Origin of the sequence: Streptomyces sp. NBC_01198 (genome assembly GCF_036010485.1) — a bacterium.
Classification (GTDB): domain Bacteria; phylum Actinomycetota; class Actinomycetes; order Streptomycetales; family Streptomycetaceae; genus Actinacidiphila.
Genome location: NZ_CP108568.1, coordinates 427372 through 453010, shown reverse-complemented (window position 1 = coordinate 453010; position 25639 = coordinate 427372). Strand labels below are relative to the sequence as shown.

The following is a 25639-nucleotide window of genomic DNA, read 5'->3' as shown; positions in this document are numbered from 1 at the left end:
CATGGACAAGCCCGCCCTGCCCGCGGCCGCCGCGACGCCCGACGCCGCCCCCGGCACCGATCCGATCACCGCGGAGATCATCCGCGCCTCGCTGGTCTCGATCACCGACGAGATGAAGACCAACCTGATGAGGACCGCCTACAACCTCATCATCTACGAGGCCCAGGACTTCACCGTCGGCCTGTTCGACGCCAACGGCGACACCATCTCGGTCGGCCTGGGGCTGCCGATGTTCGTCGGCGGCCTGTCGGACGCCATCAAGGCGAAACTGGCCTTCTACGGGCCCAACGGCATCAGGCCGGGCGACATCCTGCTGACCAACGACGCCTACATCATGGGCAGTCACCTCAACCACATGATCTTCACGCTGCCGGTCTTCCACGAGGGCCGGCTGGTCGCCTTCGCCGCCTCGATGGCGCACTGGCTCGACGTGGGCGGCCTGCTCGGCGGCACCACCACGGACATCTTCGCCGAGGGGCTGCAGATCCCGATCGTGAAGCTGTTCAAGGAAGGCGTGCAGGACGACGAGCTGACCCGGCTGATCGCCACCAACGTCCGCTTCCCCGACCTGGCGATGGGCGACCTGCGCGCCCAGGTCGCGGCCATCCGCACCGGCGAGACCCGGATGCGCACCCTGCTGGAGCGCTACGGGGCCGATACCATACAGGCCGGGATCACCGGACTGTTCGACCACAGCGAGGAGTTGGCGCGGCAGTCGGTCCGCGACATCCCCGACGGCGACTACCGGGCCGAGGCGTACATGGACGACGACGGGGTGCACACCGGCACCCCGGTGCCGATCCGGGTCCGGGTGGTGGTCAAGGGCGACACCATGACCATCGACCTGAGCGAGATGAGCCCGCAGGTCGCGGGCTACTTCAACTCCGGTGCGACGGCGGGGCGTTCGGCGGCGCAGGTGGCCTTCACCTGCCTGACCTCGCCCGGCCGGCGCCCGATCAACTCCGGCTCGGTGCGCCCGCTGGAGGTGGTGCTGCCGCCCGGCACGGTGGTCAGCGCCACCAAGCCGGCCGCGATGCGCTGGTGGATGACCTACCCGATGACGGTGGTGGACTGCGTCTTCCGCGCGCTCGCCGAGGTGCTGCCGGACGGCTGCATCGCCGGGCACTACGCCGACCTGGGCATGACGCACAGCTACGGTGTCGACGACCTGACGGGCCAGTTCTTCCAGTTCTTCGGCGGACCGCAGGGCGGCGGCTGGGGCGCCACCTCGCGCGCCGACGGACAGAGTGCCACCATCTGCATCAACGACGGCGACACCCACAACGCACCGGCCGAGGTCGTCGAGGCCAAGTACCCGATGGTGACCGTCGAGGACTACGCGCTGCGCGAGGACTCCGGCGGCGCCGGCCGCAACCGCGGCGGCCTCGGCACCCGGATCCGGGTGCGGATGAACACCTCCTCCCGGCTGGACTCCTGGATCGAGCGCACCTCGTGTGCGCCCTGGGGCCTGGCGGGCGGCCATGACGCGCTCGCCAACCGGATCTCGGTCCAGCGGGCCGACGGCGAGCAGGTGGACTTCCCCAACGGCAAGGTCGGCGCCCAACTGGCCGCCGGCGACTGCCATGTGGTGGAACTCGGCGGGGGCGGCGGCTACGGGGACCCGTACGAGCGCCCCGCCGCGCGGGTGCTGGCCGACGTGCGGGCGGGCTATGTCTCGCCGGCGGCGGCCAGGGACTCCTACGGCGTCGTGGTGGTCCCCGACGGCGAGGACTTCCGGCTGGACGAGCCTGCGACGGCCCGGTTGCGGGAAGGCTGAACCACGGGCCCCGTCCGGGTGCACCCGCCGGAGATGTGTGTACAGCTGCCGAGAAGCTGTACGCTACGATTCCGGAAGTGAATACAGTTCGTGCCGTGACCGTGACGGTTCCGGCAGCTCGCTGGCAGGGAGGCCGCAGATGCGCCGCGCGTATGCCGATGTTCCGGCAGGCCAGATCCACTACGTGGAGGAGGGCGAGGGCGAGCCGGTGCTGATGCTGCACCAGTCGCCGCGCTCTTGGACGGAGTTCCGCCACGTGCTGCCGCTGCTCGGGCGCACCCATCGGGCGATCGCGATGGACACCCTCGGCTACGGTGCCTCCTCCGCGCCCCTGCCGCCGGCCGACGGACCCCTGCTGGAGTCGGTCGAGGCGTACGGGGAGGGTGTCGTCCAGCTGCTCGACGCCCTGGGCATCGAACGGGCCGCGCTGGTGGGCCACCACACCGGCGGGGTGATAGCGGTCGAGGTGGCCGCCACCCACCCCGACCGGGTGGCGAAGATCGTGCTCTCCTGCACCCCGCTGGTCGACGCCGAGGGCCGCACCAGCCGCCCCCGGGTCGACCACGCCGAGACCCACGAGGACGGCGACCACCTGCTGGAGCTGTGGCGCGCACGGCAGCCGTACTACCCGCCGGGCCGCCCCGACCTGCTGGAGGCCTTCATCGTCGACGCCCTGATGGCCGGCCCGCGCCGGCACGAGGGCCACGCGGCCGTGGCGCGCTACGTCATGGAGACCCGGCTGCCCCAACTGCGCTGTCCCGTCATGGCGGTCGGCGCCCCCGGCGACGTCGCCTACGGCGACCTGCCCCGCTGGGCGGCCGCGGTCCCCGGCATCCGCATCGAGGAGATCAAGGGCGGCATGGTGCCGCTGCCCGACCACCTGCCCGAGGAGTTCACCGACGTGGTCCGCGACTTCCTGGACGCCGCATGAGCGCCCCCACGTTCGGCCTGCGCCTGCCGCCGTGCGCGCCTGTCCGCGAGGTCGCCGACTTCGCCCGGCGCGCCGAGGACGAAGGCGTCGGCACGGTGTGGATCCCCGACTCGCAGTTCCTGTGGCACGACGTGTGGACCACCGCGGCCCTGGTCGCCGACCGCACCGAGCACATCGGCATCGGGGTCGCCGTCACCAACTTCGAGACCCGCCACATCGCGGTCACCGCCAACTCCGTCGCCTCCATCGACGACATCTCCGGCGGCCGGGTCAAGGTGGCCTTCGGCACCGGCGACAGCTCGGTGAAGACCATCGGCAAGCGCCCCACCCCGCTGCACCGGATGCGCGAGAACGTCGCGCTGCTGCGCCGGCTGCTGCGCGGCGAGGAGGCCTGCTGGCCGGGACCCTACGGCGAGCGGCCGATGCGGCTGCGCCGGCCCGCGACCCGCGAGGTGCCGGTCTACATGGCGGCGAGCGGGCCCAAGGCGCTCGCGCTGGCCGGTGAGGTCGCCGACGGCGTCATCCTCGCCGCAGGCACCGCGCCGCACCTGATCCGACGCGGCACCGGTTTCGTCCGCGCGGGAGCCGAGCGCGCCGGGCGCGCCCTGACCGACCTGGACATCGTCCTCGCCGCCCACACCCTGGTCACCGAGGACGAGGCCGACGCCGTCCGCCAGGTCAAACCGATGTGCCTGGCCATGGCGCAGAACGGCGCCGGGGCGGCCCTGCGCGCGGTCGGCATCGACATCGAGGTGCCCGACGTGGTCGAGGGCGTCTACCCCGACATCACCCACGCCGAGAGCTGGGACCTCGCCGTCGCGATCGCCGACCGCTACATCGGCGACGACGACGCCGAGCGCTTCGCGTCGAACCTGACCCTCGCGGGCACTCCCGGCCAGATCGGCAAGCGCGTCGACGCCGCCGCGGAGGTCGGCATCGAGTCCTTCTACCTGCTGGGCCTGTCCTCCTACCAGCTGCCGGTCAACCAGCTCGACGCCTTCGCCACGACCTTCGCCCGGCACAACCGATAGCTGGCCCGGCGGCCGGTACGCCGCCCGGCCGGACCGGTCCGCCGTCGCACACCACGGGGGGTGCGACGGCGGACCGGCTCACTCCGGGGCGCTCCCCCCGGGACGGGCTGCGAGCCGGACGGCAGCCGGTGCGGCATCGGCGGATTGCGCCGGTAACGCCACAAGTCCGCACCGGCCAGGGCATGATGGGCGTCGGCGGAATGCACCAGGGGGGGACGTCGTGGGGAGCCGGTTGCGCTGTGACGACATGATCGTCGTCATACCGGGAATTCTGGGCAGCACACTGCACCGCGGCGGAGAGCCGCTGTGGCAGCCGCCGCTCGCGCTCGGCGGGGCGCTGAGGCGCGGCGGCCGCGGACTTGAGGACCTGGCGGGGGACCACACCGCGCTCGACGACCCCGACCACGACGACGGTGTCGTCGCCACCGGTCTGATCGGCACCCCCGTCGCGCTGCCGGGGCTGGCCAAGGTGAACCAGTACCGGCTGCTGCGCCGCCGCATCACCGGTGAACTCGACGTCGTCCGCGGCGATCCCCGGGTGGACGGCCCGCCGGCCAACTACTTCGAATTCCCCTACGACTGGCGGCGCGACAACCGGGTGGCCGCGGGCCGCCTGAAGGCGCTCGTCGACCGCGAACTGCCCAAGTGGCAGACCACGCTCCCCTACGGGAAGCGCGCCAGGGCCGTGCTGGTCTGCCACAGCATGGGCGGCCTGGTGGCGAAGTTCTACCTGGACGTGCTCGGCGGCCGGGACCACTGCCGCGCCCTGATCACCTTCGGCACCCCCTTCCGCGGCTCGGTGGACGCGCTCGGCTTCCTGGCCAACGGCGTACGCAAGTTCGGCGTCGGCTTCGACGCCCTGTCCGAGGTGGCGGGGGAATTCACCTCCGTCCACCAGCTGCTGCCGCGTTACCCGGTCGTCGTCGACCACAGGTCCGGCAGGCCGCAGTTGCTCCGGGTGCGCGAACTCGCCCGCACGGTGGGCCGGTTGGACCTCAAGCGCACCACGGCGGCCTACCAGGACTTCCACCGGCCGATGGACGAGGGCGCCGCCGGTGCCGCCGGGTCACCCCTCACGGTCGTGCCGGTCGTCGGATACGGCCACCGCACCCTGCAGGCGGCCGAGATCGACGGCGTCGGGCGGCTGCGCACCACGAGGGATCCCCTCGCGCTCGACCCGGGGCAGGACTGGCTGGCGACCGGCGACGGCACCGTGCCGCTGCTGTCGGCGGTGCCCGTGGAGCTGTCGGAGTCGGGAACCTGGGCCTGGGAGAACGAAACGCACTCCTCCATGCACGCGACGCCCGCGGTGCTTGACCGGTTGCTGGCCGCACTCGCGCTGTTCGGTGCCGGCCTGCGCGATCTGCAGGGGCCCGACAGCCCACCCCCCTCGCTGCCCTTCAGCCCGGCCGCGGACCCCCAAGCGCTGGATCTGCGCGTGCAGGACGGCCTCGCCGACGGCGAGCCCGCGGTCGTGGTGTGCGACGGGGAACCGGTGCGGGCCGGGTCCGAGCCGGTCGACATCGCCTTCACCGGACCCGGCACCCCGGCCGGGATCGTCCGCGACGAGCTGGACGGCGCCGCCCGCTGGACCGCCACCGGACTCCCGGCCGGCAGCTACGAGGTGACCGTGACGGTCGGCGCCCGCAGCGTGACCGACGTCCTCGGTGTCTGGTGACCCACCAGCCGCCCTACCCCGGGCAGTGGGAGAAGTGGAAGCGGACCGAGCCCGCCCGCCTCGCCTGCTACGTCGACCCGCGGCGCATCGCGGACCGCTTCGGCGCCGGTCTCGGATCCACCCACGACGTGCGCGACGCCGACCGGCGGGCGACCGCACGGCTGCTCTACGACCACCTCGCCGGGCAGAGCCTGCGCTACGAGACGGCGGAGATCGACAGCGCGGCCTTCCACGAGGCCGAGCAGGTCATCAGACCGCCCGACCGGGTCGTCGCCGAGGGCGGCAACTGCCTTGAGCTGACACTGCTCTTCGCCGGACTGTGCCTGCACCACAAGCTGCGCACCCTGGTGGTGCTGCTGGAGGACCACGCACTGGCCGCGGTCTGGCTCGACGGCGACCTGGACGAGGTGTGGCCGGCCGGACGCCCGGCCGGGCACGACCACCGGGTGATGAGCGGCGGGCTGCTCAACCCGGCACCTCCGACCGGCACGGCGGGCGGCAATCTCGCGGCCCTGGTGGCCGAGGGGAGGTATCTGCTGGTCGAGTGCACCGGCCTGACCACGACCGGCCGGCGACCCCGGCGGAACTTCGACGCGGCTGTCGCCGAGGGCCTGGCCAGGATCGGACGCCAGGAGGTCGTCGGCCTGGTGGACGTCGCCTTCCACCAGCGCACCGGCCTCTATCCGCCGTACCCGCCACCGGCCGCCGCTCCACGCCGCTCGCTCGAAGACACCAGGCGGGGGTCCGAAGCCCCCGTGACCGGCGCGCACCCCGGGCCCGTGACCGGGCACCTCGCCGCCGTACCCGCCACGCGGCCCCTGCTCGGCGCGCTCGGCGCCCGCGTCCTCGGCTCCGGGCTGGGCGACGCGGCGCCCGCCATCCCGGCACTGGCCGGCTTCGCGCCCACCGCGTCCTGGTCGCGGCCCGACCTGCTGCGACTGCTGGGCGCGCTGGACGACGCCACGGCGTGCATGGAGAAGAACCGGCTGACCACCACCGTCGAAGGGCTCGTACTCGCCCTGGGCGCACAGGAGTTCATCACCGCCTGGATGCCGCAGGCGGTGACCCCCGCGGGACTGCGGCGTGCCCTGCTCGCCTGCGTCGCCGACTCCGCGCGGGTCTCGCCTCAGGGTCTGTCCGACCACCTGGCGGCGGTCGTGCTCTACCGCCCGGTCACCGAACCCGACGCCCGTGCGTCGCTCCTCGGCTTCGTCCTGCGGCTCGCCGTCGGTTCCGGGGTGGACACCGCGGACGACCGCTTCCACTGGTGGTGCCTGACCGACGGCTACGACATCGCGGCTGCCAACAGCCTGCGGCAGCGGCTGCGTACCGACGCGGAGACCAGGCGCACCCGCCTGGTGATAGAGCTGCGGAGCACGGGAGCCCACGACCGGTCCGGCGCCGGGGACCTGGCCGCCTGGCTGCTGGACGAGAAGGGCAGGTCCACCGCCAGCCGGCAGGCGGCGGACGGCCCGCCGGGGACCGGCACCGTGGAGGAGCAGCTCGCGGACGTCATGGAATGGGCCTACGCCACGGCCACCGTGCCGCTGCTGTCCCGGGTCGACCTCGCCCTGCCGACCGGTACGCTGCTGCGGCGCTGGCAGCCCGAGGACGCCGACGTGGGCACCCGGCTCGGCGCCCAGCACGAGGTGGTCGTCCACTGGGGCGGCCGCATCGAACCCCCGGGCGTCCTGCGGCGGTTCGCCCCGGTGGTCGCCCACCGGCTGCGGCAGATCGAACAAGCAGAGGACGCGTACGGCTCCGTGGACTGGGTCAGCCCCGAAACGGCCGACGCGCAGGACCAGTTCGAGGAACGGCTCAGCAGGAACGACTACCCGGGCGCGCTGGGCCTGCGGTTCGAACCCGCAGGCCGCGACGACCTGTTCGAGCTGCTGCTCGCGCAGTTCCCGGTCCTGCTCTGGCCGCGCGGACCCGTGGCGGGCTGGGACACCGTGGAGGAACACGTGCGGGACCAGTGGGTGAACCTGCCGGGCGGACTGACCACCGCCTACCGCGCCGCCTGGGGGTGCGAACCGGCCGCGGTCCCGCCGCTGGCAGGGGTGCGCGCAGTGTGGGACGACGCGGGGTGGCTCGCCTTCTGCCGCGAGACCAGCCGTTTCAGGGCGGGAATCGCGCCGGGTGACGGCGTACGACCGGGAGGACGTTCATGACCTGGAAGCCGTACTACCGGGGCGACGGCGACGCCCGTGCGGACAAGCTCCCCGAGCCGCCGTCGTGGCGGCTGGCCGCCCAGCGCGAGACGGCCGCCACCTTCCGCCCGCCACCCGGCCTGATCGAGGCGGTCAACGCGGCGCTGTACCTGCGCAGACCGCTGCTGCTCACCGGATCGCCCGGCACGGGCAAGTCCACGGTGGCGGCGTCCGTCGCGCACGAACTGAGCCTCGGCCAGGTCCTGCAGTGGCACATGACCTCACGCAGCACCCTCACGGACGCGCTCTACCGTTACGACGCGCTCGGCCGCCTCGACGCGACCCGGCGCAACGAGCAGGACGACATCGGCCGCTTCGTGGAACTCGGCCCGCTGGGCACCGCGCTGGTCCCCTCCAGGCGCCCCAGGATGCTGCTGGTCGACGAGATCGACAAGAGCGACATCGACCTGCCGAGCGACCTGCTCAACATCATCGAGAAGGGGACCTTCGACATCCCCGAACTGGCCCGGCACGCCAGGCGGCAGGTGCGGGTCCGCCCGTACGACGGCGGCGCGCCGGTCACGGTCCGCGATGGCAAGGTGCAGTGCACCGAGTTCCCGTTCATCGTCATGACCAGCAACGGCGAACGCGGCTTCCCGCCGCCCTTCCTGCGCCGGTGCGTCCGCTTCCAGATGCCCGACCCTGACGTCAAGCAGCTCGTCAAGATCGTCACCGCCCATCTCGGCCCCGACGTGACCGCCCGGACGGCCAAGTTGCTCGCCGACTTCGAGACCCGGCTCAAGCGCCGGGAGAGTCTCGCCACCGACCAACTGCTCAACGCGATCCACCTGGTGACCACGGAACTGGCCCCCGACGGCGAGCAGCGGGACCGGCTGGTCGACCTGCTGCTGCGCGACCTGTCCGCCACCTGACGTGCTCGACGACCTCATCCGCGCCCTGCGGGCGGCCGGCTGCGACGCCGACCCGGTGGCGCTCGCCGACGCCCTGTGGCTGGCCGGTGCGATGGCCGGCTCAGCGGACGGCGGCGGCGGGGACGGCTCCTCCGGCGGTGAGCCCGCCCCCAGGGGCGACGACAGTACGGCCCGGGACCCTGTCGGCCCGGCCGGTCCCGACGAGCTCGGCGGGCAACCGCCGCCGCCCGCCGAAGGGATGGACGCCTTCGACTCGGCGGGCGGCGTCGGCGGCAGGCCCGCGGTGATCCGCCACGCGGGCCGCGGTGTCGCCCTGCCGGACCGGCAGGCCGTCGCCCGCGCGCTGCGACCCCTCAAACTCGCCTTTCCGCGCGGCCGGGAGGTCGCCCTCGACGCCGAGGCAACCGTCCGCGCCACCGTCGAGGCCCGCACGCTGACCCCGGTGCTCTCCCCGCTGCCCGAACGCTGGTTCCACCTGGACCTGGTGGTGGACGGCTCGGCGTCGATGCAGGTGTGGCAGGACGTGGTCGGCGAACTCCAGTCCGTCATGGAGCAGTTGGGCGCCTTCAGTACCGTCAGGCGGTGGTCCCTCGACCCGGCGGCACCGGACGGCCACCCCGTACGCGGCCCCGACGGCGGCCCCGTACGAGCCGACCGGCTGTGCGACGCGGCCGGCCGCCGCCTTGTCGCCGTCGTCTCGGACTGCGTCGCTCCCGGGTGGCGCCGCCCCGAGGTGTGGCAGGCGCTGCGCACCTGGGGCCGGTCCACCGCGACCGTCCTGCTCAACCCGCTGCCACGCCGCATGTGGCCGCACACCGGCCTGGACGGCTACGTGGTCCCGCTGGCGGCGGCGGGCCGCGGCGCCCGCACGAACGACTTCGGCTACACCGTTCCCGCCGCTCTGCGGGTGCTCGCCGCCATGGATCCGCCGGACGCGGCCGGTGGATGGATGCCCTGTCCCGTGGTCGGCATCTCGGCGGACTCGGTCGGCGCCTGGGCAGGCACCCTGATGGCCACCGGCCTCGACGGCTGCGAGGGCGTCCTGATCCCGCCCGGCGGCCTGCTGCCGGAACCGGACGGCGACCTCTTCCCCGACGCCGATCAGGCCGACGAGCCGCTGCCGAGCGTCGAGCGGCTGATCGACACCTTCCGCCGGGTCTCGTCGCCGGCCGCCCAGCGCCTCGCCGTGCTGTGCAGCCCTTTCCCCACCCTGTCCCTCCCGGTGCTGCGGACCGTCCAGGCCGCACTCGAACCGCGTTCAGAAGTGGCCGACCTGGCCGAACTCGTCGTCGGCGGCCTCTTCGCCCACGCCCCCGGCTCGGACAGCCACGACCTGCGGCTGTGCTTCCGCACCGGCGTCCAGCACGAGCTGGGCAAGGCCCTCGCCTCGGACGACCTGTGGCAGGTCCACTTCGCCCTGAGCCGCTTCCTCCAGCAGGAGACGTCGCAGCGCGGCTTCCGCTACGCGGTCGCCGACCCGCTCGGCGACGAGACGATCCCGGACGACCTGCTGCCTTTCGCCGCTGCGAGCGAAGCCACGCTGAGGCTGCTGGGGGACGGAGCGATCCAGGAGGGCGGAGAGGGGTCGCCCCGGGAGCGGGAACTGGCGGTGGCGGGTGCGGCGGGTGAGGAATGGGAGTGGGGCTGGGAGCCGTTGCTGATCAGAGTGCAGCCCAGAGGGGCGGACGTGCGCGAATTCGACGTGGAGGCGACGATCCTCGGCCGGCTTCTGCTGGCGGAGATCGCCGGTCGCCAATCACAGGACGTCCGATCACTGGTGATGGAGAGTGTGGCAAGGGCGGAAGGCAGCCCCGGGACCGTCGCACGGCTGATGGTCGTGGTCGACCTGTCGCATACGGACCCGGCTGTCCCCGTGTATCACTGGGAGCGCTATCCGGGTGACCCGACGCACAGCCGTCCCCTCGACGCTGAGCACCCCGTGGTGGTGCGGTGGTCCCCGGACTCCGGCGGACTGCCGGCCAGGCGGCTCGGCGGCCACCACCGCTGGGAACTGATGGTCCGCGCGCGGGGTCGCGTTCGCGAGGACGACGTGTACTGGGCCGGCGACGAGGACGAGTGGACGCTGGCCGCGGGGTTGCGCGACAACCCCGCGGTGCTGTGCGTCGTTCTCGACGGTCCTCCCGTCGACCGTGGCAGCGCCCGCCGTCTCGGCCAGCTGCGGACGGCGGTATCCGCCGGCGTCCGCGCGGTGATCTGGAACGAGCGCCGAGGGGATCGCGAGGCTTTCCGCGACCTGGTGCGCGAGTTGCTGTCCCGGCCCAAAGCACTGCCCGATGCCCTGCTGGATCTGCGCAACGACCTCCTGGCCGAGGAAGGTCAGCCGGACCTCGCGCTCCTCTGGAACGACCCCGCGCTGGACGAGGAGCGCAGTTCCTTTCGCGATGCGGAGGTCCGCGAACTCTTCGGGTTCCCGGTCGCGAGGACCTACGCGGTGGTGGTGGGCGTCGAGACCTACGCCGCCGGAACCCCCGGACTGGACGGTCCCGCGCATGACGCGTGCAACGCCATCGAGTGGCTGCGGAAGTGCGGGGTGCCGGCCTCGCACATCTCGGCGCTGATCTCTCCGTCGGAGGTGAACCGCGCGAAGGTGGAGCGAGCGGGTGTGCCGACGAGGGACGCCACGCTGGCAGAGGTCGAGGCAGTGTTGTTCGGCGAGGTGTCCGAGCGCCGGGACGACGACTTGCTGCTGGTGTTCTGGAGCGGCCACGGTTTCCGGGACAGCACCGGCGAGTCGCGCCTGCTGCTCGCCGACGGCGAGCCCGAGGCGGCGAGCCTGGAGCTCGGCCGGACACTGGCGGCTTTCCGGCGGGAACACATCGGATTCGGACGTCAGCTGTGGTTCGTCGACTCCTGTGGGGGATCGCCGGCCGCCCTCCTGGACGGCATGGCGAACCAGGAATACACGGGGTGGACCCGCCCGCGGACGGTCGGCGGTACCGCCCAGGCGGTGTATCTGGCCAGCGGGCCCGAGGACAACGCGCAGGACATTCCCGGGGTGGGCGGCCTGTTCAGCATCGAAGTGATGAGGGCTTTCCGCACGATCGACCCGCGAGCGCCGATCGATCCCGAGGGACTGTTCGGCACGCTCGCGGACCGCTTCGCGGAATTGCGCCGCTCGGGGCAGACGGATCAGGCCCCCGCGTTCTTCAGGACCGGCTCCTGGGACGCCGCCCCGCCACCCGCCTGACCGCCCGTGGTCAGTTCTGCCAGGTCCAGTCGGCGACCTCCGGCAGGTCGGTGCCGTGCTCGCGGATCCAGGCGTGGTGGCGGAGACGTACCTCCTCCATGCGCTGGCGTACCGCGGCAGCGGTCACGGGGAGGCCGGGGACGCGGTCGATGACGTCCATCACCAGGCGGTAGCGGTCCAGGTCGTTGCGCAGCACCATGTCGAAGGGTGTCGTCGTGGTGCCGATCTCCTTGTAGCCGCGCACATGGAGGTTGGCGTGGCCGGTGCGGCGGTAGGCGAGGCGGTGGATGAGCCAGGGGTAGCCGTGATAGGCGAGGATGACCGGTTTGTCGGGGGTGAACAGGGCGTCGTATTCCGCGTCGGTCATACCGTGCGGGTGCTCCTCGTGCGGCATGAGGCGGGCGAGGTCGACGATGTTGACCACCCGGACGCCGAGTTGGGGCAGGTGGTGGCGCAACAGCTGCGCCGCTGCGAGCACTTCAAGGGTCGGCACGTCGCCGGCGCAGGCGAGGACGACGTCAGGACCGCGTCGTACGTCCTCGGTGCCCGCCCATTCCCACAGCCCGGCGCCGCGGGCCGCATGCGCGCGGGCGGCGTCCATGGACAGCCAGTCGAAGCTGGGCTGCTTCCCGGCGACGACGACGTTGACGTAGCCCCGGGAGGCCAGGACGTGGTCGGCCACCGAGAGCAGGGTGTTGGTGTCCGGCGGCAGGTAGACGCGGACGACCTCGGGAGCCTTGTTCAGCACGTGGTCGATGAAGCCGGGGTCCTGGTGGGAGAAGCCGTTGTGGTCCTGGCGCCAGACGTGCGAGGTGAGCAGGTAGTTCAGCGAGGCCAGCGGGCGGCGCCAGCGGAGTTCGCGGGTGGTGCGCAGCCATTTGATGTGCTGGTTGACCATCGAGTCGACGATGTGGACGAAGGCCTCGTAGCTGGAGAACAGGCCGTGCCGCCCGGTGAGGAGGTAGCCCTCGAGCCAGCCCTGGCAGGTGTGCTCGGACAGGATCTCCATGACCCGCCCGTGCCGGTCCAGGTGCTCGTCCACGTCGAGGACATCGGCCTGCCAGGCCTTACCGGTGGCCCCGTAGACGTCCTGCAGCCGGTTGGACGCGGTCTCGTCCGGGCCGACGATCCGGAAGTTCCTGCTGCCGGCGGTGTCGGCCATGATCCGCTCCAGCAGGGAGCCCAGGACCCGGGTCGGCTCGTGCAGGGTGGTGCCCGGGGTGTCGACCGGCACGGCGAATTCGTCGAGCGGCGGCAGCGGGAGGTCGCGCAGCAGCAGCCCGCCGTTGGTGTGCGGGTTCGCGCCCAGCCGCCGGGTGCCCTCCGGGACGCACTCGAGCACCTGGGGGCGGGGGTGGCCGTCGGCGTCGAAGAGTTCGGTGGGCCGGTAGGAGCGCAGCCACTCCTCCAGCTGGCGCAGGTGGTCGGGGTTGGTGCGCACCCCGCCGAGCGGCACCTGGTGGGCACGCCAGGTACCGGCGACCGGCAGCCCGTCGACCTCGGCGGGGCCGGTCCAGCCCTTGGGGGTGCGCAGCACGATCATCGGCCAGCGCGGCCGCTCGGTGGCGCCACGCTCCCTGGCCGCCTCCTGGAAGGCGGCGACACGGTCCAGGGCGGTGTCCATGGCGGCGGCCATCTCCTGGTGCACGGCCAGGGGGTCGTCGCCGGTGACGTGGATCGGGTCGTGGCCGTAGCCGCGCAGCAGCTCGTCCAGCTCCTCGCGGGGGAGGCGGGCCAGCACGGTGGGGTTGGCGATCTTGTAGCCGTTCAGGTGCAGGATCGGCAGCACGGCCCCGTCGTGCACCGGGTCGAGGAACTTGTTGGAGTGCCACGAGGCGGCCAGCGGCCCGGTCTCCGCCTCGCCGTCGCCGATCACGCAGGCGACCACCAGGCCCGGGTTGTCCAGCGCGGCGCCGTAGGCGTGCGAGAGGGAGTAGCCCAGCTCGCCGCCTTCGTGGATCGAGCCGGGCGTCTCCGGCGCCACGTGCGAGGGCACCCCGCCGGGGAAGGAGAACTGCCGGAACAGCCGGCCCATACCTTCCGCGTCCCGGCTGATCTCCGGGTAGGTCTCGGTGTAGCTGCCCTCGATCCAGGAGTTCGCCAGGACCGCCGGGCCGCCGTGGCCGGGGCCCCAGACGCAGATCGCGTCCAGGTCACGGGCGCTGATCACCCGGTTGAGGTGGGTGTGGACCAGGTTCAGCCCAGGGGAGGTGCCCCAGTGGCCGAGCAGCCGCGGCTTGATGTGCTCAGGACGCAGCGGCTCGGTCAGCAGCGGGTTGGCCATCAGGTAGATCTGCCCGACCGCGAGGTAGTTCGAGGCCCGCCAGTGGGCGTCGAGCGCCCTCAGCTCGTCCTCGGACAGGGCCGCGGGCGGGCGGGTGGTGGGCGCGTCGGGCATCGGGACCTCCAGGCGGGGACGGTGTCGTCCGGACCAGCCTTCCCGCCCGCCGCCTCCGGGCAGCGGGGCCGTTCGGGCATACCTGCCGGATTCCGGCCCCGCGGGGGACCTCCCCGGCCGGGCGTACGCTCGACGGGGGACGGCGGTCACGCCGCCGTACGGTCATGCGAACGCGGGAGGCTGCCGATGCCGGGCAGGGGAGTGCCACAGCGCATGCTGTGGATCACGGCGGCGGCGGGGCTCGCGCTCGACCAGGTGACGAAGGCGGTCGCGGCCGTGGTGGTCGAGGGCCACCCGCCGCACCACACGCTCGGCGGCCACCTCACCTTCACCGCCTACCGCAACTCCGGCGCCGCCGGATCCTTCGCGCCGCGCGCGACCCTGGTATTCACCGTGCTGGCGATCGGCGTGCTCGCCTTCATCATCCGCACGGCGCCGACGGTACGCAGCCGGGGCTGGGCGGTCGGCCTCGGCCTGATCTTCGCCGGCGCCGGCGGCAACCTCACCGACCGCATCTTCCGCACGCCCGGTTTCGGGCGGGGAGCGGTGCTGGACTTCATCCAGGTCGGCCACGGCGGCATCTTCAACCTCAGCGACCAGTGCGTCATGGCCGGCGTCGTCACGGTGATGGTCCAGCTGCTCCGGGGCGTGCCGCTCGGCCCGGCCGAGGTGAAGACCGCCGACCGGGCCGCCGCGGGCTGACCTCCCGGTCCGGGCTGGCTGACCTTCGGCCCGGACCCTCGCGCACGGAACCGGCTGACCTCCGCCCGGACCCCGCCGAACTCCCGCCCCGCGCCCCGCCGGACGGCGTGCGGCGCCGGCGGCCCGTGCACCGGGGCCGGGCTACGCCGTCGCCGTCACCAGCCAGGCCGCTCCGGTGAGGCGGACACCCTCGGGGGTCTCATGCCCGGCAAGAGCCTCCTGGATGACCTTGCGCACCGCATCGGGTGACGGCTCGGCCGCGCAGAGCGCGCGGACCGGGCCCCAGCCGGACAGGAAGCGGGCCGCCGCGGCCGCGTCGCGGCCCCACACCTGGGGCGCCTCGACGCCGGTGGCGGCGACGTCGTGGAAGCCCGCCCGGTCCAGCAGCGCGGCGACCGTGTCCCGCTCGGCGAGCGAGAAGGCCCCGGCCAGGTCGGCGGCCGGTGCGTCCGGGGGCGCGTAGCGGCGGGCGACCTGGCCGAGGACCGCGCCGATCCCGTTGCGCTCCATGGCCTGCAGGCACAGGAAGACCAGCCGCCCGCCGGGCCGCAGCGCGCGGTGGACGTTGGAGAAGGCCGCGACCGGGTCGGCGAAGAACATCACGCCGAAGCGGCTGACGGCGACGTCGAAACCGGCGTCCGGAAACGGGTGGACCTGCGCGTCGCCCTGGGCGAACTCCGCGTTCGTGACGTCCTCGACCACCGCCGTCGCCCTGGCGCGCTGGAGTATCGGCGCCGACAGGTCGATGCCGAGCGCACGGCCCCACGGGGCGCGGCGGGCGGCGAGCCGGGTGACCTGGCCGTTGCCGCAGCCGATGTCGAGCACCCGGTCCTCGTCGGCGACCCGGGCCGCCGCGAACAGCGCCTCGTTGAAACCGCTGTTCACGGCGTCGTAGTCCTGCTGGTGGTCCGCCCAGTGGACGCCTTCGTCACCGTTCCAGGCGGCCGCCTGCTCGGTGTTGACGATGCTGTGCACACGACTCCCTCCGCGGGCGCGGCCGGCCGGCCCGCGTTGTCTCGTATCGACACCTCAACGACCGGCGCCGGCGCGCGTCACGGGGCGGTCGGGTGACACCGGGCGGCGTCCCGCGGCCGTTCAGCGGGCGGGGGTGCGGGAGAGCCCCGCTCAAGCCAGCAATCTGCGCGATGCCGCCGGATCGGGCCGGACGTAGCGTCTGAGCCGGGACTTTAGGTCCGCGGGCGTACTGACGGGGGTGGTGGTTGCCGCCTGCCGTCGCCGCGCCCCGACCGCCGACCGTCAGGGAGGGCATCCGGATGCAGGAGCACGACGACGCGGTCGCGGTCATCGGGCTGGGGTGCAGGCTTCCGCAGGCCCCGGACCCGGCGGCGTTCTGGCACCTGCTGACGGAAGGCCGCAGCGCCATCGGCGAGGTCCCGGCCGGGCGCTGGGACCTCGCGGACGCGGCGGCGGACGGCGATGACGGCGACCTGCCCGCAGCCGTCCGCACCGGCGGCTTCATCGACGGGGTGGACCTCTTCGACCCGGCCTTCTTCCGGCTCTCGCCCCGGGAAGCCACCGCCATGGACCCGCAGCAGCGGCTGATGCTCGAACTGGGCTGGGAATCGCTGGAGGACGCCGGTATCCGCCCGGCAGACCTGCGCGGCAGCGCCACCGGTGTCTTCTTCGGCGCGATGGCCGACGACTACGCCACCATCGCCCGGCGCGGCGGCCACCGGGCGATCACCCGGCACACCCTCGCGGGCCTGGAGCGCGGGCTGATGGCCAACCGGCTCTCGTACGTCCTCGGCCTGCGGGGCCCGAGTCTGACCGTCGACTCCGGTCAGTCCTCGTCGCTGGTCGCCGTCCACCTGGCGGTGGAGAGCCTGCGCTCCGGCCGCAGCGCGCTGGCGCTGGCCGGCGGCGTCCACCTCAACCTCGTACCGGACAGCGCGGTGAGCGCCCACCGCTTCGGCGCGCTGTCGCCCGACGGCCGATGTCGGGTTTTCGACGCGCAGGCCAACGGATACGTCCGGGGCGAGGGCGGCGGGGTGGTCGTGCTCAAGCCGCTGCGGAAGGCTCTGGAGGACGGCGACGACATCTACTGCGTGATCCGCGGCACCGCTGTGAACAACGCCGGGGCCGCGGCAGGTCTGACCGTGCCGAGCGCGCCCGCCCAGGAGGAGGTGCTGCGCGGAGCCCATGCGATGGCCGGCACCGATCCGGCCGCCACCCAGTACGTCGAACTGCACGGCACCGGGACGAAGGTCGGCGACCCGGTCGAGGCGGCCGCGCTCGGCGCCGTCTTCGGCGAGGGCCGCACCGGCGGGGACGACCCGCTGCTGGTCGGATCCGCGAAGACGAACGTCGGGCACCTGGAGGGTGCGGCCGGCATCGTCGGGCTCCTCAAGGCGGCGCTGAGCATCAGGCACCGGCGCATCCCGGCCAGCCTCAACCTCACCGCCCCCAACCCCGCCGTCCCGCGCACCGTGCGGGTCGCGACCGCCGCAGGACCCTGGCCGCACCCCCATCGCCCGCTGCTGGCCGGCGTCAGCTCCTTCGGGATGGGCGGCACGAACTGCCACCTGGTGCTGACCGACGCCCCCCGGCCCGCGGCCGTCCAGGCCGTGCCCACCGCGCTGCCCGCCGCCGCACCCGTGCTGCCCTGGCCCGTGTCGGGACGGGACGCCGATGCCCTGCGCGGGCAGGCCGGGCAGCTGCGCGAGCACGTCCTCGCGTACCCCGAGCTCTCCGTCGCCGACCTCGGCCTGTCGCTCGCCGTGGCCAGGACCGCGTTCGCCGAGCGCGCGGTGATCGTCGCCGGGGACCGCGACGGCCACCTCCGCGCGCTCGACGCGCTGGCGCACGGCGGCGACGACCCCGCGCTCGTGCGGGGCACGGCCGACGAGGGGCCGCACCGGACGGCGTTCCTCTTCGGCGGGCAGGGCGGACAGCGGGCCGGCATGGGGCGCGGACTGCACGCCGCGTTCCCGGTCTACGCGCGCGCATTCGACGCCGTCTGCGCGCAGTTCGACCGGCACCTCGACCTCTCGCTGCGCGAACTCGTCCTGGCACCGGCCGGATCAGGGCCCGACGGGCCGATCGACCGGACCGCGTACACCCAGCCGGCGCTCTTCGCGCTCGAAGTGGCGCTGCACCGGCTGCTCGACCACCTGGGTGTCACCCCCGACCTGCTCGCCGGGCACTCCATCGGCGAGGTGGCCGCCGCCCATGTCGCGGGGACGCTGTCGCTGCCGGACGCCGTCACCCTGGTCGCCGCCCGCGGGCGGCTGATGCAGGAACTGCCCGGCGGCGGGGCGATGGTCGCGGTCCAGGCGGCGCCCGACGAGGTCACCGCCCTGCTGGCGGCGCACGCGGGCCGGGCCGGCATCGCGGCGCTCAACGGACCTGCGTCGGTGGTCGTCGCGGGCGACGAGGCCGCGGTGCTCGCGGTGGCCGCCGAACTGGCCGGCCGGGGCCGGAAGACCAAGCGGCTCCGGGTCAGCCACGCCTTCCACTCGCCGCTCATGGATCCGATGCTGGACGCCTTCGGTGAGGTCGTGGCGGGCCTGGACCTGCGACCGCCGGCGCTGCCGGTGGTCTCCACCCTGACCGGCGCCCTGGCCGACCCGGAGCGGTTCGCCAGCCCCGCCTACTGGGTCGAACACGCCCGCGGCACCGTGCGGTTCGCCGACGCGGTCGGCGCGCTGCACGCGCTCGGCGCCACGACCTTCCTCGAACTCGGCCCGGACGGCGCTCTGTCGGGCCTGGCCCGCGGCTGCCTGCGCGATCCGGCGGCCGCGATGCTGCCCACGCTGCGCGGCGACCGGCCCGAAGCGGGCGTCCTCGTCACGGCGCTGGCGCGGGCCCATGTCCGCGGCGTGCCGGTGGACCTCGGCGTGCTGTACGGCGCCGGTGCGCGCCGGGTGCCGCTGCCCACCTACGCCTTCCAGCGCACCCGGCACTGGCTGGGCGCAGCAGCCGAGCCGGTCACCGCGCTTTCCGCCACCGTTCCCGCGCCCCCGGCCGCCGAGGCGCCGCAGGTGCCCGAGGCGGCAGCGGACGCGCTGGAGCTGGTGCGCACCAACCTGGCGCTCGTCCTCGGCCATGTCACCACCGACGTCGTCGACGTGGACCGTGCCTTCAGCGAACTCGGCCTCGACTCGCTCGGCGCCGTCGAACTCGCCGACCGGCTCGGCACCCTCACCGGCGTCGACCTGCCGCCCGAGCAGATCTTCAACCACCCCAGCGCCGCGCTGCTCGCCCGCCACCTCGGCGGCCTGCGCGGCGAGGTGGCCGACACCGCCGACGGCGGCACGGCCGCGGCGGCCGCAGACCCGGCCGAGCCGATCGCCATCGTCGGGATGGCCTGCCGCTACCCCGGCGGCGTCACCGGGCCCGAGGACCTGTGGGAACTGGTGAGGTCCGGCGGCGACGCGATCAGCGACTTCCCCGGGAACCGCGGCTGGGACCCCGGTTCGCTCTTCGACGCCGATCCCGACAAGCCCGGCACGTCGTCCGCGCGGGCCGGCGGCTTCCTGCACGACGCCGACCGGTTCGACCCGGCCTTCTTCGGTATCAGCCCGCGTGAGGCCGCCGCGATGGACCCGCAGCAGCGGCTGCTGCTCGAGACGTCGTGGGAGGCGCTGGAGCGGGCCGGCGTCGTACCGGGGTCGCTGCGCGGCAGCAGCACGGCCGTCTTCGTCGGCGCGATGTCGCAGGAGTACGGTCCGCGGCTGCACGAGCCCGCTCTCGGCTACGACGGCTACCTGCTCACCGGCAGCACCGCGAGCGTCGCCTCGGGGCGTATCGCCTACACCCTCGGCCTGCACGGTCCCGCGCTCACCGTGGACACCGCGTGCTCGTCCTCGCTGGTGGCGACCCACCTCGCGGTGCGGTCGCTGCGCCAGGGCGAGTGCTCGCTGGCGCTCGCGGGCGGCGCGACCGTGATGGCCACGCCCGGGATGTTCGTGGAGTTCAGCCGCCAGCACGGGCTGTCGCCCGACGGCCGGTGCAAGGCCTTCTCCGCCGACGCCGACGGCACCGGGTGGTCGGAGGGCGTCGGCCTGCTCGTCCTCGAACGGCTCTCCGACGCCGTCCGCAACGGCCGTACGGTACTCGCCGTCCTGCGCGGCTCCGCGGTCAACCAGGACGGCGCGAGCAACGGGCTGACCGCGCCCAACGGCCTCGCCCAGGAACGGGTCATCCGGCAGGCGCTCGCCGACGCCCGCCTGGCACCGGCCGACGTGGACGCCGTCGAGGCGCACGGCACCGGCACGACGCTCGGCGACCCCATCGAGGCCCGCGCCCTGATGGCCGTCTACGGCGCCGGCCGCCCCGCGCACCGGCCGCTGCGGCTCGGCTCCCTCAAGTCCAACCTCGGCCACGCGCAGGCCGCAGCGGGCGTGGGCGGGGTGATCAAGACCGTGATGGCGCTGCGCCACGGCCTGCTCCCGAAGACCCTGCACGCGGACACCCCGACGTCCCGCGTCGACTGGTCCACCGGTGGGGTCTCGCTGCTGACGGAACCGGCGCACTGGCCCGCGGGTGAGACCCCCGGCAGCCCGCGCCGGGCCGCCGTCTCGTCCTTCGGCATCAGCGGCACGAACGCCCACGTCATCCTCGAACTGGCCCCGGACGACCCGGCCTTCGGCGACCTCGGCGACCTCGGCGAGGGCGGCCCCGAAGGCCGTACCGCCGTGCCACCACCCGCTCAGGACGCCGACGTGGTGCCGGCCGCCGCGGTCGCGCTGCCGCTGTCCGCGAAGGACCCCGCCGCGCTGCGCGAGCAGGCGGCCCGGGTGGGCGCGCTGCTGGACGGCGGCGCGGCCGCCGCCGACGTCGGCCACGCACTGGCCACCACCCGCAGCCACTTCGAGCACCGCGCCGTCGTGGTCGGCGGGAGCGCAGCGGAGTTACGCGCCGCGCTCGGTGGGCTGCGCGACGGCGGGATGCCGGCCGGCGTCGTCACCGGGCGGGCCGGGGCGCCGGGACGTACCGTCTTCGTCTTCCCGGGGCAGGGCTCGCAGTGGCGCGGCATGGGGCTCGAACTGCTCGACAGCAGTGCCGACTTCGCCCGCAGGATGCACGAGTGCGACGCCGCGCTCGCCCGCTGGACCGGCTGGTCGGTGCTCGCGGTGCTCCGCGGCGAGCCGGACGCGCCGCCGGTGGAACGGGTGGACGTGGTGCAGCCGTTGCTGTTCGCCGTGATGGTGTCGCTCGCCGAGGTGTGGCGGGCGCACGGGGTCGAACCCGACGCGGTCGTCGGGCACTCGCAGGGCGAGATCGCCGCCGCCTGCGTGGCGGGTGCGCTCGAACTCGACGCGGCGGCGCGGGTCAGCGCGCTGCGCGGCAAGGCGGTGGCGGCGCTGTCCGGACTCGGCGGGATGGCCTCGATACCGCTGCCCGCCGCCGAGGTCGAGCGGCGGCTCGCCGTCCACGACGGGCGGCTCGGGATCGCGGTGACCAACGGCCCGGCGGCCACGGTGGTCTCCGGCGACGCGACGGCGCTGGAGGAACTCCTGGCCGGCTTCAAGGCCGAGGAGATCGACGCCCGCAGAATCGACGTCGACTACGCCTCGCACTCCGCCCACGTGGAGACGCTGCGGGACCGGCTCGCACAGGAGCTGGCCGGCGTCACCGCCGGCGAAGCCGCGACGGCCTTCTACTCCACCGTCGCCGCCGACGTCTTCGACACCGCGGGACTCGACGCGGACTACTGGTTCCGCAACCTGCGCCACACGGTCCGCTTCGACGACACCATCCGGCGGCTGTACGCCGACGGGCACCGCTCCTTCGTGGAGATCAGCCCGCACCCGGTGCTGGTGACCGCCATCCAGGACACCCTGCGGGAGACCGCGCCCGACGACGGGATCGGCGCCGACGCCTGGGGGACGCTGCGCCGGGGCGACGGCGGCCGCGGGCGCTTCCTCGCCTCGCTCGGCCAGGCCCACGTCCGCGGCCTCGCGGTGGACTGGGACGCCGTCTTCGCCGGCGCCCCGGCCGGCCATGTCGACCTGCCGACTTATCCGTTCCAGCGGCAGCGCTACTGGCTCGACGCCCCCGCCCCGGCGGGCGACACACCCGGCCTGGAAGCGGCCGGCCACCCGCTGCTCGCGGCGGCCCTCGACCTGGCGGACGGCGGCGGGCTGGTGCTGACCGGGCGACTGTCGCTGCCGACCCACGAGTGGCTGGCCGACCACGTCGTGCGCGGCACGGTGCTGCTGGCCGGCGCCGCCTTCGCCGACCTCGCCCTGCACGCGGCGCGCCGCGCCGGATGCGGGCAGGTCGAGGAGCTCACGCTGCACGCTCCGCTGGCCCTGGCGGCGGAGGACGCCGTGCAGATCCAGCTCACGGTCGGCGCCCCCGACGCCGAGGGGCGGCGGCCCGTCGCCGTCCACGCCAGGCCGCAGGCGTCCCCCGGCGGGGCCGCAGACCCGGCGGACTGGACCTGCCACGCGGACGGCACCCTCGCCCCCGCCACGCCCGCCGGCCACCCGCTCGACGGCGCCTGGCCGCCGCCCGGCGCCGAAACGCTGGACGTCACCGGCGCCTACCAGCGGCTCGCCGAGCTGGGGTACGAGTACGGCCCCGGCTTCCAGGGGCTGCGAGCCGCCTGGCGAAAAGGCGACGAGGTCTACGCGGACGTCGCGCTGCCCGCGGCGCCCGAGGAAGGCGCCCAGGACGCGGCGGGCGGCTTCGAGGTGAACCCCGCGCTGCTGGACGCCGCGCTGCACCCGCTGGTGCTCTTCGCCGTCGGACACGAGGAGCCCGGCATCGTCCTGCCCTACAGCTGGGGCGGGCTGGCGCTGCACGCCACCGGCGCGAGCGCGCTGCGGGTGCGTATCGCCCCGGTCGGCGCGGGCGGCGGCACGTTCGCGCTGGACGCCGCAGACCCGGACGGCGCACCGGTGCTGAGCGTCGCCGCGCTCGCCACCAGGGTCGCAGGCGAGGAGCAGTTCGGCGGCGCCCGCCACCCGGCGGGAACACCGCTGCTGCACGTCGAGTGGTCCGAGGTGCCCGCCGCCACCGGCCCGCAGCAGGCGCGGGCGCCGCGCTGGGCCGTCCTCGACGGTTCGTGGGGCGAGGGGTCGCCGGTCGCGGACGTCTACGTGCTGCGTACCCCGCCCTCCGGCCAGGACCAGCCGGCCGCCACCCATCGCGCGACCGCGACCGCACTGCGCCAGGTGCAGGACTGGCTCGGCCAGGACCGCCTCGCCGGCAGCCGGCTGGTCGTCAGCACCCGGGGCGCGGTGGCCGCCCGCGACGGCGAGGACCCCGCCGACCTGGCGGCCGCGGCCCTGTGGGGCCTGCTCCGGGTCGCCCAGACCGAGCACCCCGGCCGCATCGTCCTGTGGGACGCCGACCCGCGGCTGCCCGACCCCGGCCAGGACGAGGGCCACTGGGAACGCCATGCCGCCGTACTCGCCGCCGGCGAGCCGCAACTGGCCGAGCGCGACGGGATGTTGCTGGCACCGCGGCTGGCCCGGGTGCCCGCCGGCCTGCCCGGGGCGCCGGAGGGTGCCCCCTGGCGGCTGGAGCCCGCGCCCGGCGCGCGCGGCGACCTGGACGCCGTCGTCCTGGCCCGGCGCCCCGAGCTGCGACGGCCGCTGGAACCAGGGGAGGTACGGGTCGCGCTGCGGGCGGCCGGGCTGAACTTCCGGGACGTCGTGGTCACCCTCGGCATGGTCGACGACGGCCGGGCGATGTGCGGGGAAGGCGCCGGAGTGGTGCTTGAGACCGGACCCGGCGTCACGGACTTGGCGGCCGGTGACCGCGTGATGGGCCTGTTCTTCGCCGGCGTCGGCCCGGTCACCGTCACCGACCGCCGCCTGCTCGCGCCGGTCCCGGCCGGCTGGAGCTTCGCGCAGGCCGCCACCGTGCCCATCGTCTTCATCTCCGCCTGGCACGGCCTGGCCGACCTCGCCGCGATCAAACCCGGCGACTCGCTGCTGCTGCACGCGGCGGCCGGCGGTGTCGGCATGGCGGCGCTGCAACTCGCCCAGCACTGGGGAGCCGAGGTCTACACGACCGCGAGCCGCCCCAAGCACGCCACCCTGCGGGCGCTCGGCGTCCAAGCCGACCGCATCGCCGACTCGCGCACCCTCGGCTTCGAGGACGCCTTCCGCGCCGCCGTGCCCGGCGGCATGGACGTCGTACTCAACTCGCTGGCCGGGGAGTTCACCGACGCCTCGCTGCGACTGACGGCCGGCGGCGGGCGGTTCGTCGAGATCGGCAAGACGGACATCAGGGACGCCGCCGAGGTCGCCGCCGCCCACCCAGGCGTCAGCTACCAGGCGTTCGACATCCTCGACGCCGGCCCCGACCGCATCCAGCAGATACTGGCCGAGCTCGGGGCGCTGTTCGACCGCGGCACGCTGCACCCGCTGCCGCTGCGCGCGTGGGATGTCCGCCGGGCCGGCCGGGCGCTGCGGCACCTGGGCGCGGCCCGGCACACCGGCAAGGTCGTCCTGCGCCTGCCGTGCGACCTCGACCCCGAGGGCACGGTGCTGATCACCGGCGGTACCGGCACGCTCGGCCTGCTGCTTGCCCGGCACCTCGCGACCGCCCACGGCGTACGCCGCCTGCTGCTGATCAGCCGCCGCGGCGCGGCCGGCGAGGCCGCGGCCCGGCTCACCGCCGACCTCGCGGCGCTCGGCGCCGAGGTGACCGTCGCCGCCTGCGACGCCGCCGACCAGGGGGAGTTGGCCGCCGTCCTGGACGCGATCCCCGCCCGGCACCCGCTGACCGCCGTGGTGCACGCGGCCGGGGCGCTTGACGACATGACGATCGGCTCGCTCACCCAGGGGCAGTTGGCGAGCGTGCTGCGCCCGAAGGTGGACGCCGGGTGGAACCTGCACCGGCTCACCGCCGGGCTCGACCTCGCCGCCTTCGTCCTCTTCTCCTCGATCGCCGGCGTCCTCGGCAGCCCCGGCCAGGCCAACTACGCGGCAGGCAACGCCTTCCTGGACGCCCTCGCCCAGCACCGCCAGGCAGCCGGCCTGCCCGCGACCAGCATCGCCTGGGGCTACTGGGCCGAGACCAGCGGGATGACCGCCCACCTGACCGGCCAGGACAGCGCCCGGATGGCCCGCGGCGGCCAGCTGCCGCTCGCCTCCGACGAGGCCTTGCGGCTCTTCGACGACGCCCTGGCCCACCGTGGTGCGGCCACCGTGGCCGCCCGCTTCGACCACGCGGCACTCGGCGCCCAGGACTCCGCCGTCCCCCCACTGCTGCGCGCTCTGATCCGCCCGCCGGTCCGGCGGGCGGCCGCGGCGCCACGGGAGGCGGCGCTCTCGCTGGCCCAGCGGCTCGCCGCGGGCACCGGCACCGACCACCCGCAGCGCGTGCTGCTCGACCTCGTACGCGCCCACGCGGCGGCCGTGCTCGGCCACGGCGACCCCGAACACATCGCCCCCGGGCGGTCGTTCAAGGAAGCCGGCTTCGACTCGCTGACCGCGGTGGAATTCCGCAACCGCATCACCGCCGCCACCGAACTGCGGCTGCCCGCCACGCTCGTCTTCGACCACCCCACCCCCACGGAGGTCACCGCCTTCCTGCTCGAACGCCTCGCCCCGGCGGCCGGAGCCGCGGCCGCCCCGGCCGCCTCCGCCGCGCCGCCGGGGGCCACGCTCACCGCCGACCTGGACCGGATCGAGGCGGCACTGGCCGTCCTCGGCGCGGACGAACCCGAGCGGGCGGCCGCGGCCGACCGGCTCACAGAGCTCCTACGCCGCCTGTCGGGCGACCAGTCGGCCGCCGCGGCCGCGTCCGGCACCGTCCACGACTTCGCGTCCGCCTCCGACGAAGACCTCTTCAACGCGCTGGACAGCGACCCCTTGATGCGCCAGGTGGGAAATGACTACTGAAGCCAA

11 protein-coding genes are annotated in these 25639 nt (G+C 74.4%); 9 read left to right on the top strand and 2 right to left on the bottom strand.

Going from position 1 to position 25639, the window contains the following annotated elements; translation table 11 throughout:
- Position 1 precedes the first annotated feature (1 nt).
- The 7 genes from OG702_RS01955 (at position 2) to OG702_RS01925 (ending at position 11707) form a co-directional block, all read left to right on the top strand.
- Positions 2-1777: a hydantoinase B/oxoprolinase family protein gene (locus OG702_RS01955; protein WP_327287099.1), complete on the top strand. Its 1776-nt coding sequence runs from the start codon at positions 2-4 to the stop codon at positions 1775-1777.
- A gap of 139 nt (positions 1778-1916) precedes the next feature.
- Positions 1917-2708, top strand: a complete 792-nt coding sequence (locus OG702_RS01950) for an alpha/beta fold hydrolase (protein ID WP_327287098.1) — start codon at positions 1917-1919, stop codon at positions 2706-2708.
- On the top strand, positions 2705-3739 hold the full coding sequence (locus OG702_RS01945; protein ID WP_327287097.1) for an LLM class flavin-dependent oxidoreductase: 1035 nt from the start codon (positions 2705-2707) through the stop codon (positions 3737-3739). The genes OG702_RS01950 and OG702_RS01945 overlap by 4 nt, the downstream gene beginning before the upstream one ends.
- A gap of 247 nt (positions 3740-3986) precedes the next feature.
- Positions 3987-5417: an esterase/lipase family protein gene (locus OG702_RS01940; RefSeq protein WP_327287096.1), complete on the top strand. Its 1431-nt coding sequence runs from the start codon at positions 3987-3989 to the stop codon at positions 5415-5417.
- Positions 5414-7588 (top strand): hypothetical protein, encoded by a 2175-nt coding sequence (locus tag OG702_RS01935; RefSeq protein WP_327287095.1) that lies wholly within the window; start codon positions 5414-5416, stop codon positions 7586-7588. The genes OG702_RS01940 and OG702_RS01935 overlap by 4 nt, the downstream gene beginning before the upstream one ends.
- The gene (locus OG702_RS01930; RefSeq protein WP_327287093.1) at positions 7585-8499 is read left to right on the top strand and encodes an AAA family ATPase; all 915 of its coding nucleotides are present in this window, start codon (positions 7585-7587) and stop codon (positions 8497-8499) included. The genes OG702_RS01935 and OG702_RS01930 overlap by 4 nt, the downstream gene beginning before the upstream one ends.
- Position 8500: 1 nt before the next feature.
- Positions 8501-11707 (top strand): SAV_2336 N-terminal domain-related protein, encoded by a 3207-nt coding sequence (locus tag OG702_RS01925; protein ID WP_327287092.1) that lies wholly within the window; start codon positions 8501-8503, stop codon positions 11705-11707.
- Positions 11708-11717: 10 nt separating this feature from the next.
- On the opposite strand, the gene OG702_RS01920 is transcribed toward OG702_RS01925, so the two are convergent.
- Positions 11718-14105, bottom strand: coding sequence for a phosphoketolase family protein (locus tag OG702_RS01920; protein ID WP_327287091.1), 2388 nt, complete (start codon positions 14103-14105; stop codon positions 11718-11720).
- Between the two features lie 213 nt (positions 14106-14318).
- Here OG702_RS01920 and OG702_RS01915 point away from each other — a divergent pair, with 213 nt between their 5' ends.
- Positions 14319-14807 carry a signal peptidase II gene (locus tag OG702_RS01915; RefSeq protein WP_327287089.1) on the top strand — a complete coding sequence of 163 codons (489 nt, stop codon included), beginning with the start codon at positions 14319-14321 and terminating at the stop codon, positions 14805-14807.
- A 141-nt stretch (positions 14808-14948) separates the two neighbouring features.
- On the opposite strand, the gene OG702_RS01910 is transcribed toward OG702_RS01915, so the two are convergent.
- Positions 14949-15782 carry a class I SAM-dependent methyltransferase gene (locus OG702_RS01910; protein WP_327287088.1) on the bottom strand — a complete coding sequence of 278 codons (834 nt, stop codon included), beginning with the start codon at positions 15780-15782 and terminating at the stop codon, positions 14949-14951.
- A 299-nt stretch (positions 15783-16081) separates the two neighbouring features.
- Here OG702_RS01910 and OG702_RS01905 point away from each other — a divergent pair, with 299 nt between their 5' ends.
- Positions 16082-25633, top strand: coding sequence for an SDR family NAD(P)-dependent oxidoreductase (locus tag OG702_RS01905; RefSeq protein WP_327287087.1), 9552 nt, complete (start codon positions 16082-16084; stop codon positions 25631-25633).
- The last annotated feature ends 6 nt before the right edge of the window (positions 25634-25639 follow it).

Excerpts from the sequence above, each read along its gene's own strand:
- OG702_RS01955 (WP_327287099.1), top strand. The coding sequence starts at position 2 with ATGGACAAGCCCGCCCTGCCCGCGGCCGCCGCGACGCCCGACGCCGCC.
- OG702_RS01950 (WP_327287098.1), top strand. The coding sequence starts at position 1,917 with ATGCGCCGCGCGTATGCCGATGTTCCGGCAGGCCAGATCCACTACGTG.
- OG702_RS01945 (WP_327287097.1), top strand. The coding sequence starts at position 2,705 with ATGAGCGCCCCCACGTTCGGCCTGCGCCTGCCGCCGTGCGCGCCTGTC.
- OG702_RS01940 (WP_327287096.1), top strand. The coding sequence starts at position 3,987 with ATGATCGTCGTCATACCGGGAATTCTGGGCAGCACACTGCACCGCGGC.
- OG702_RS01930 (WP_327287093.1), top strand. The coding sequence starts at position 7,585 with ATGACCTGGAAGCCGTACTACCGGGGCGACGGCGACGCCCGTGCGGAC.
- OG702_RS01920 (WP_327287091.1), bottom strand. The coding sequence starts at position 14,105 with ATGCCCGACGCGCCCACCACCCGCCCGCCCGCGGCCCTGTCCGAGGAC.
- OG702_RS01915 (WP_327287089.1), top strand. The coding sequence starts at position 14,319 with ATGCTGTGGATCACGGCGGCGGCGGGGCTCGCGCTCGACCAGGTGACG.
- OG702_RS01905 (WP_327287087.1), top strand. The coding sequence starts at position 16,082 with ATGCAGGAGCACGACGACGCGGTCGCGGTCATCGGGCTGGGGTGCAGG.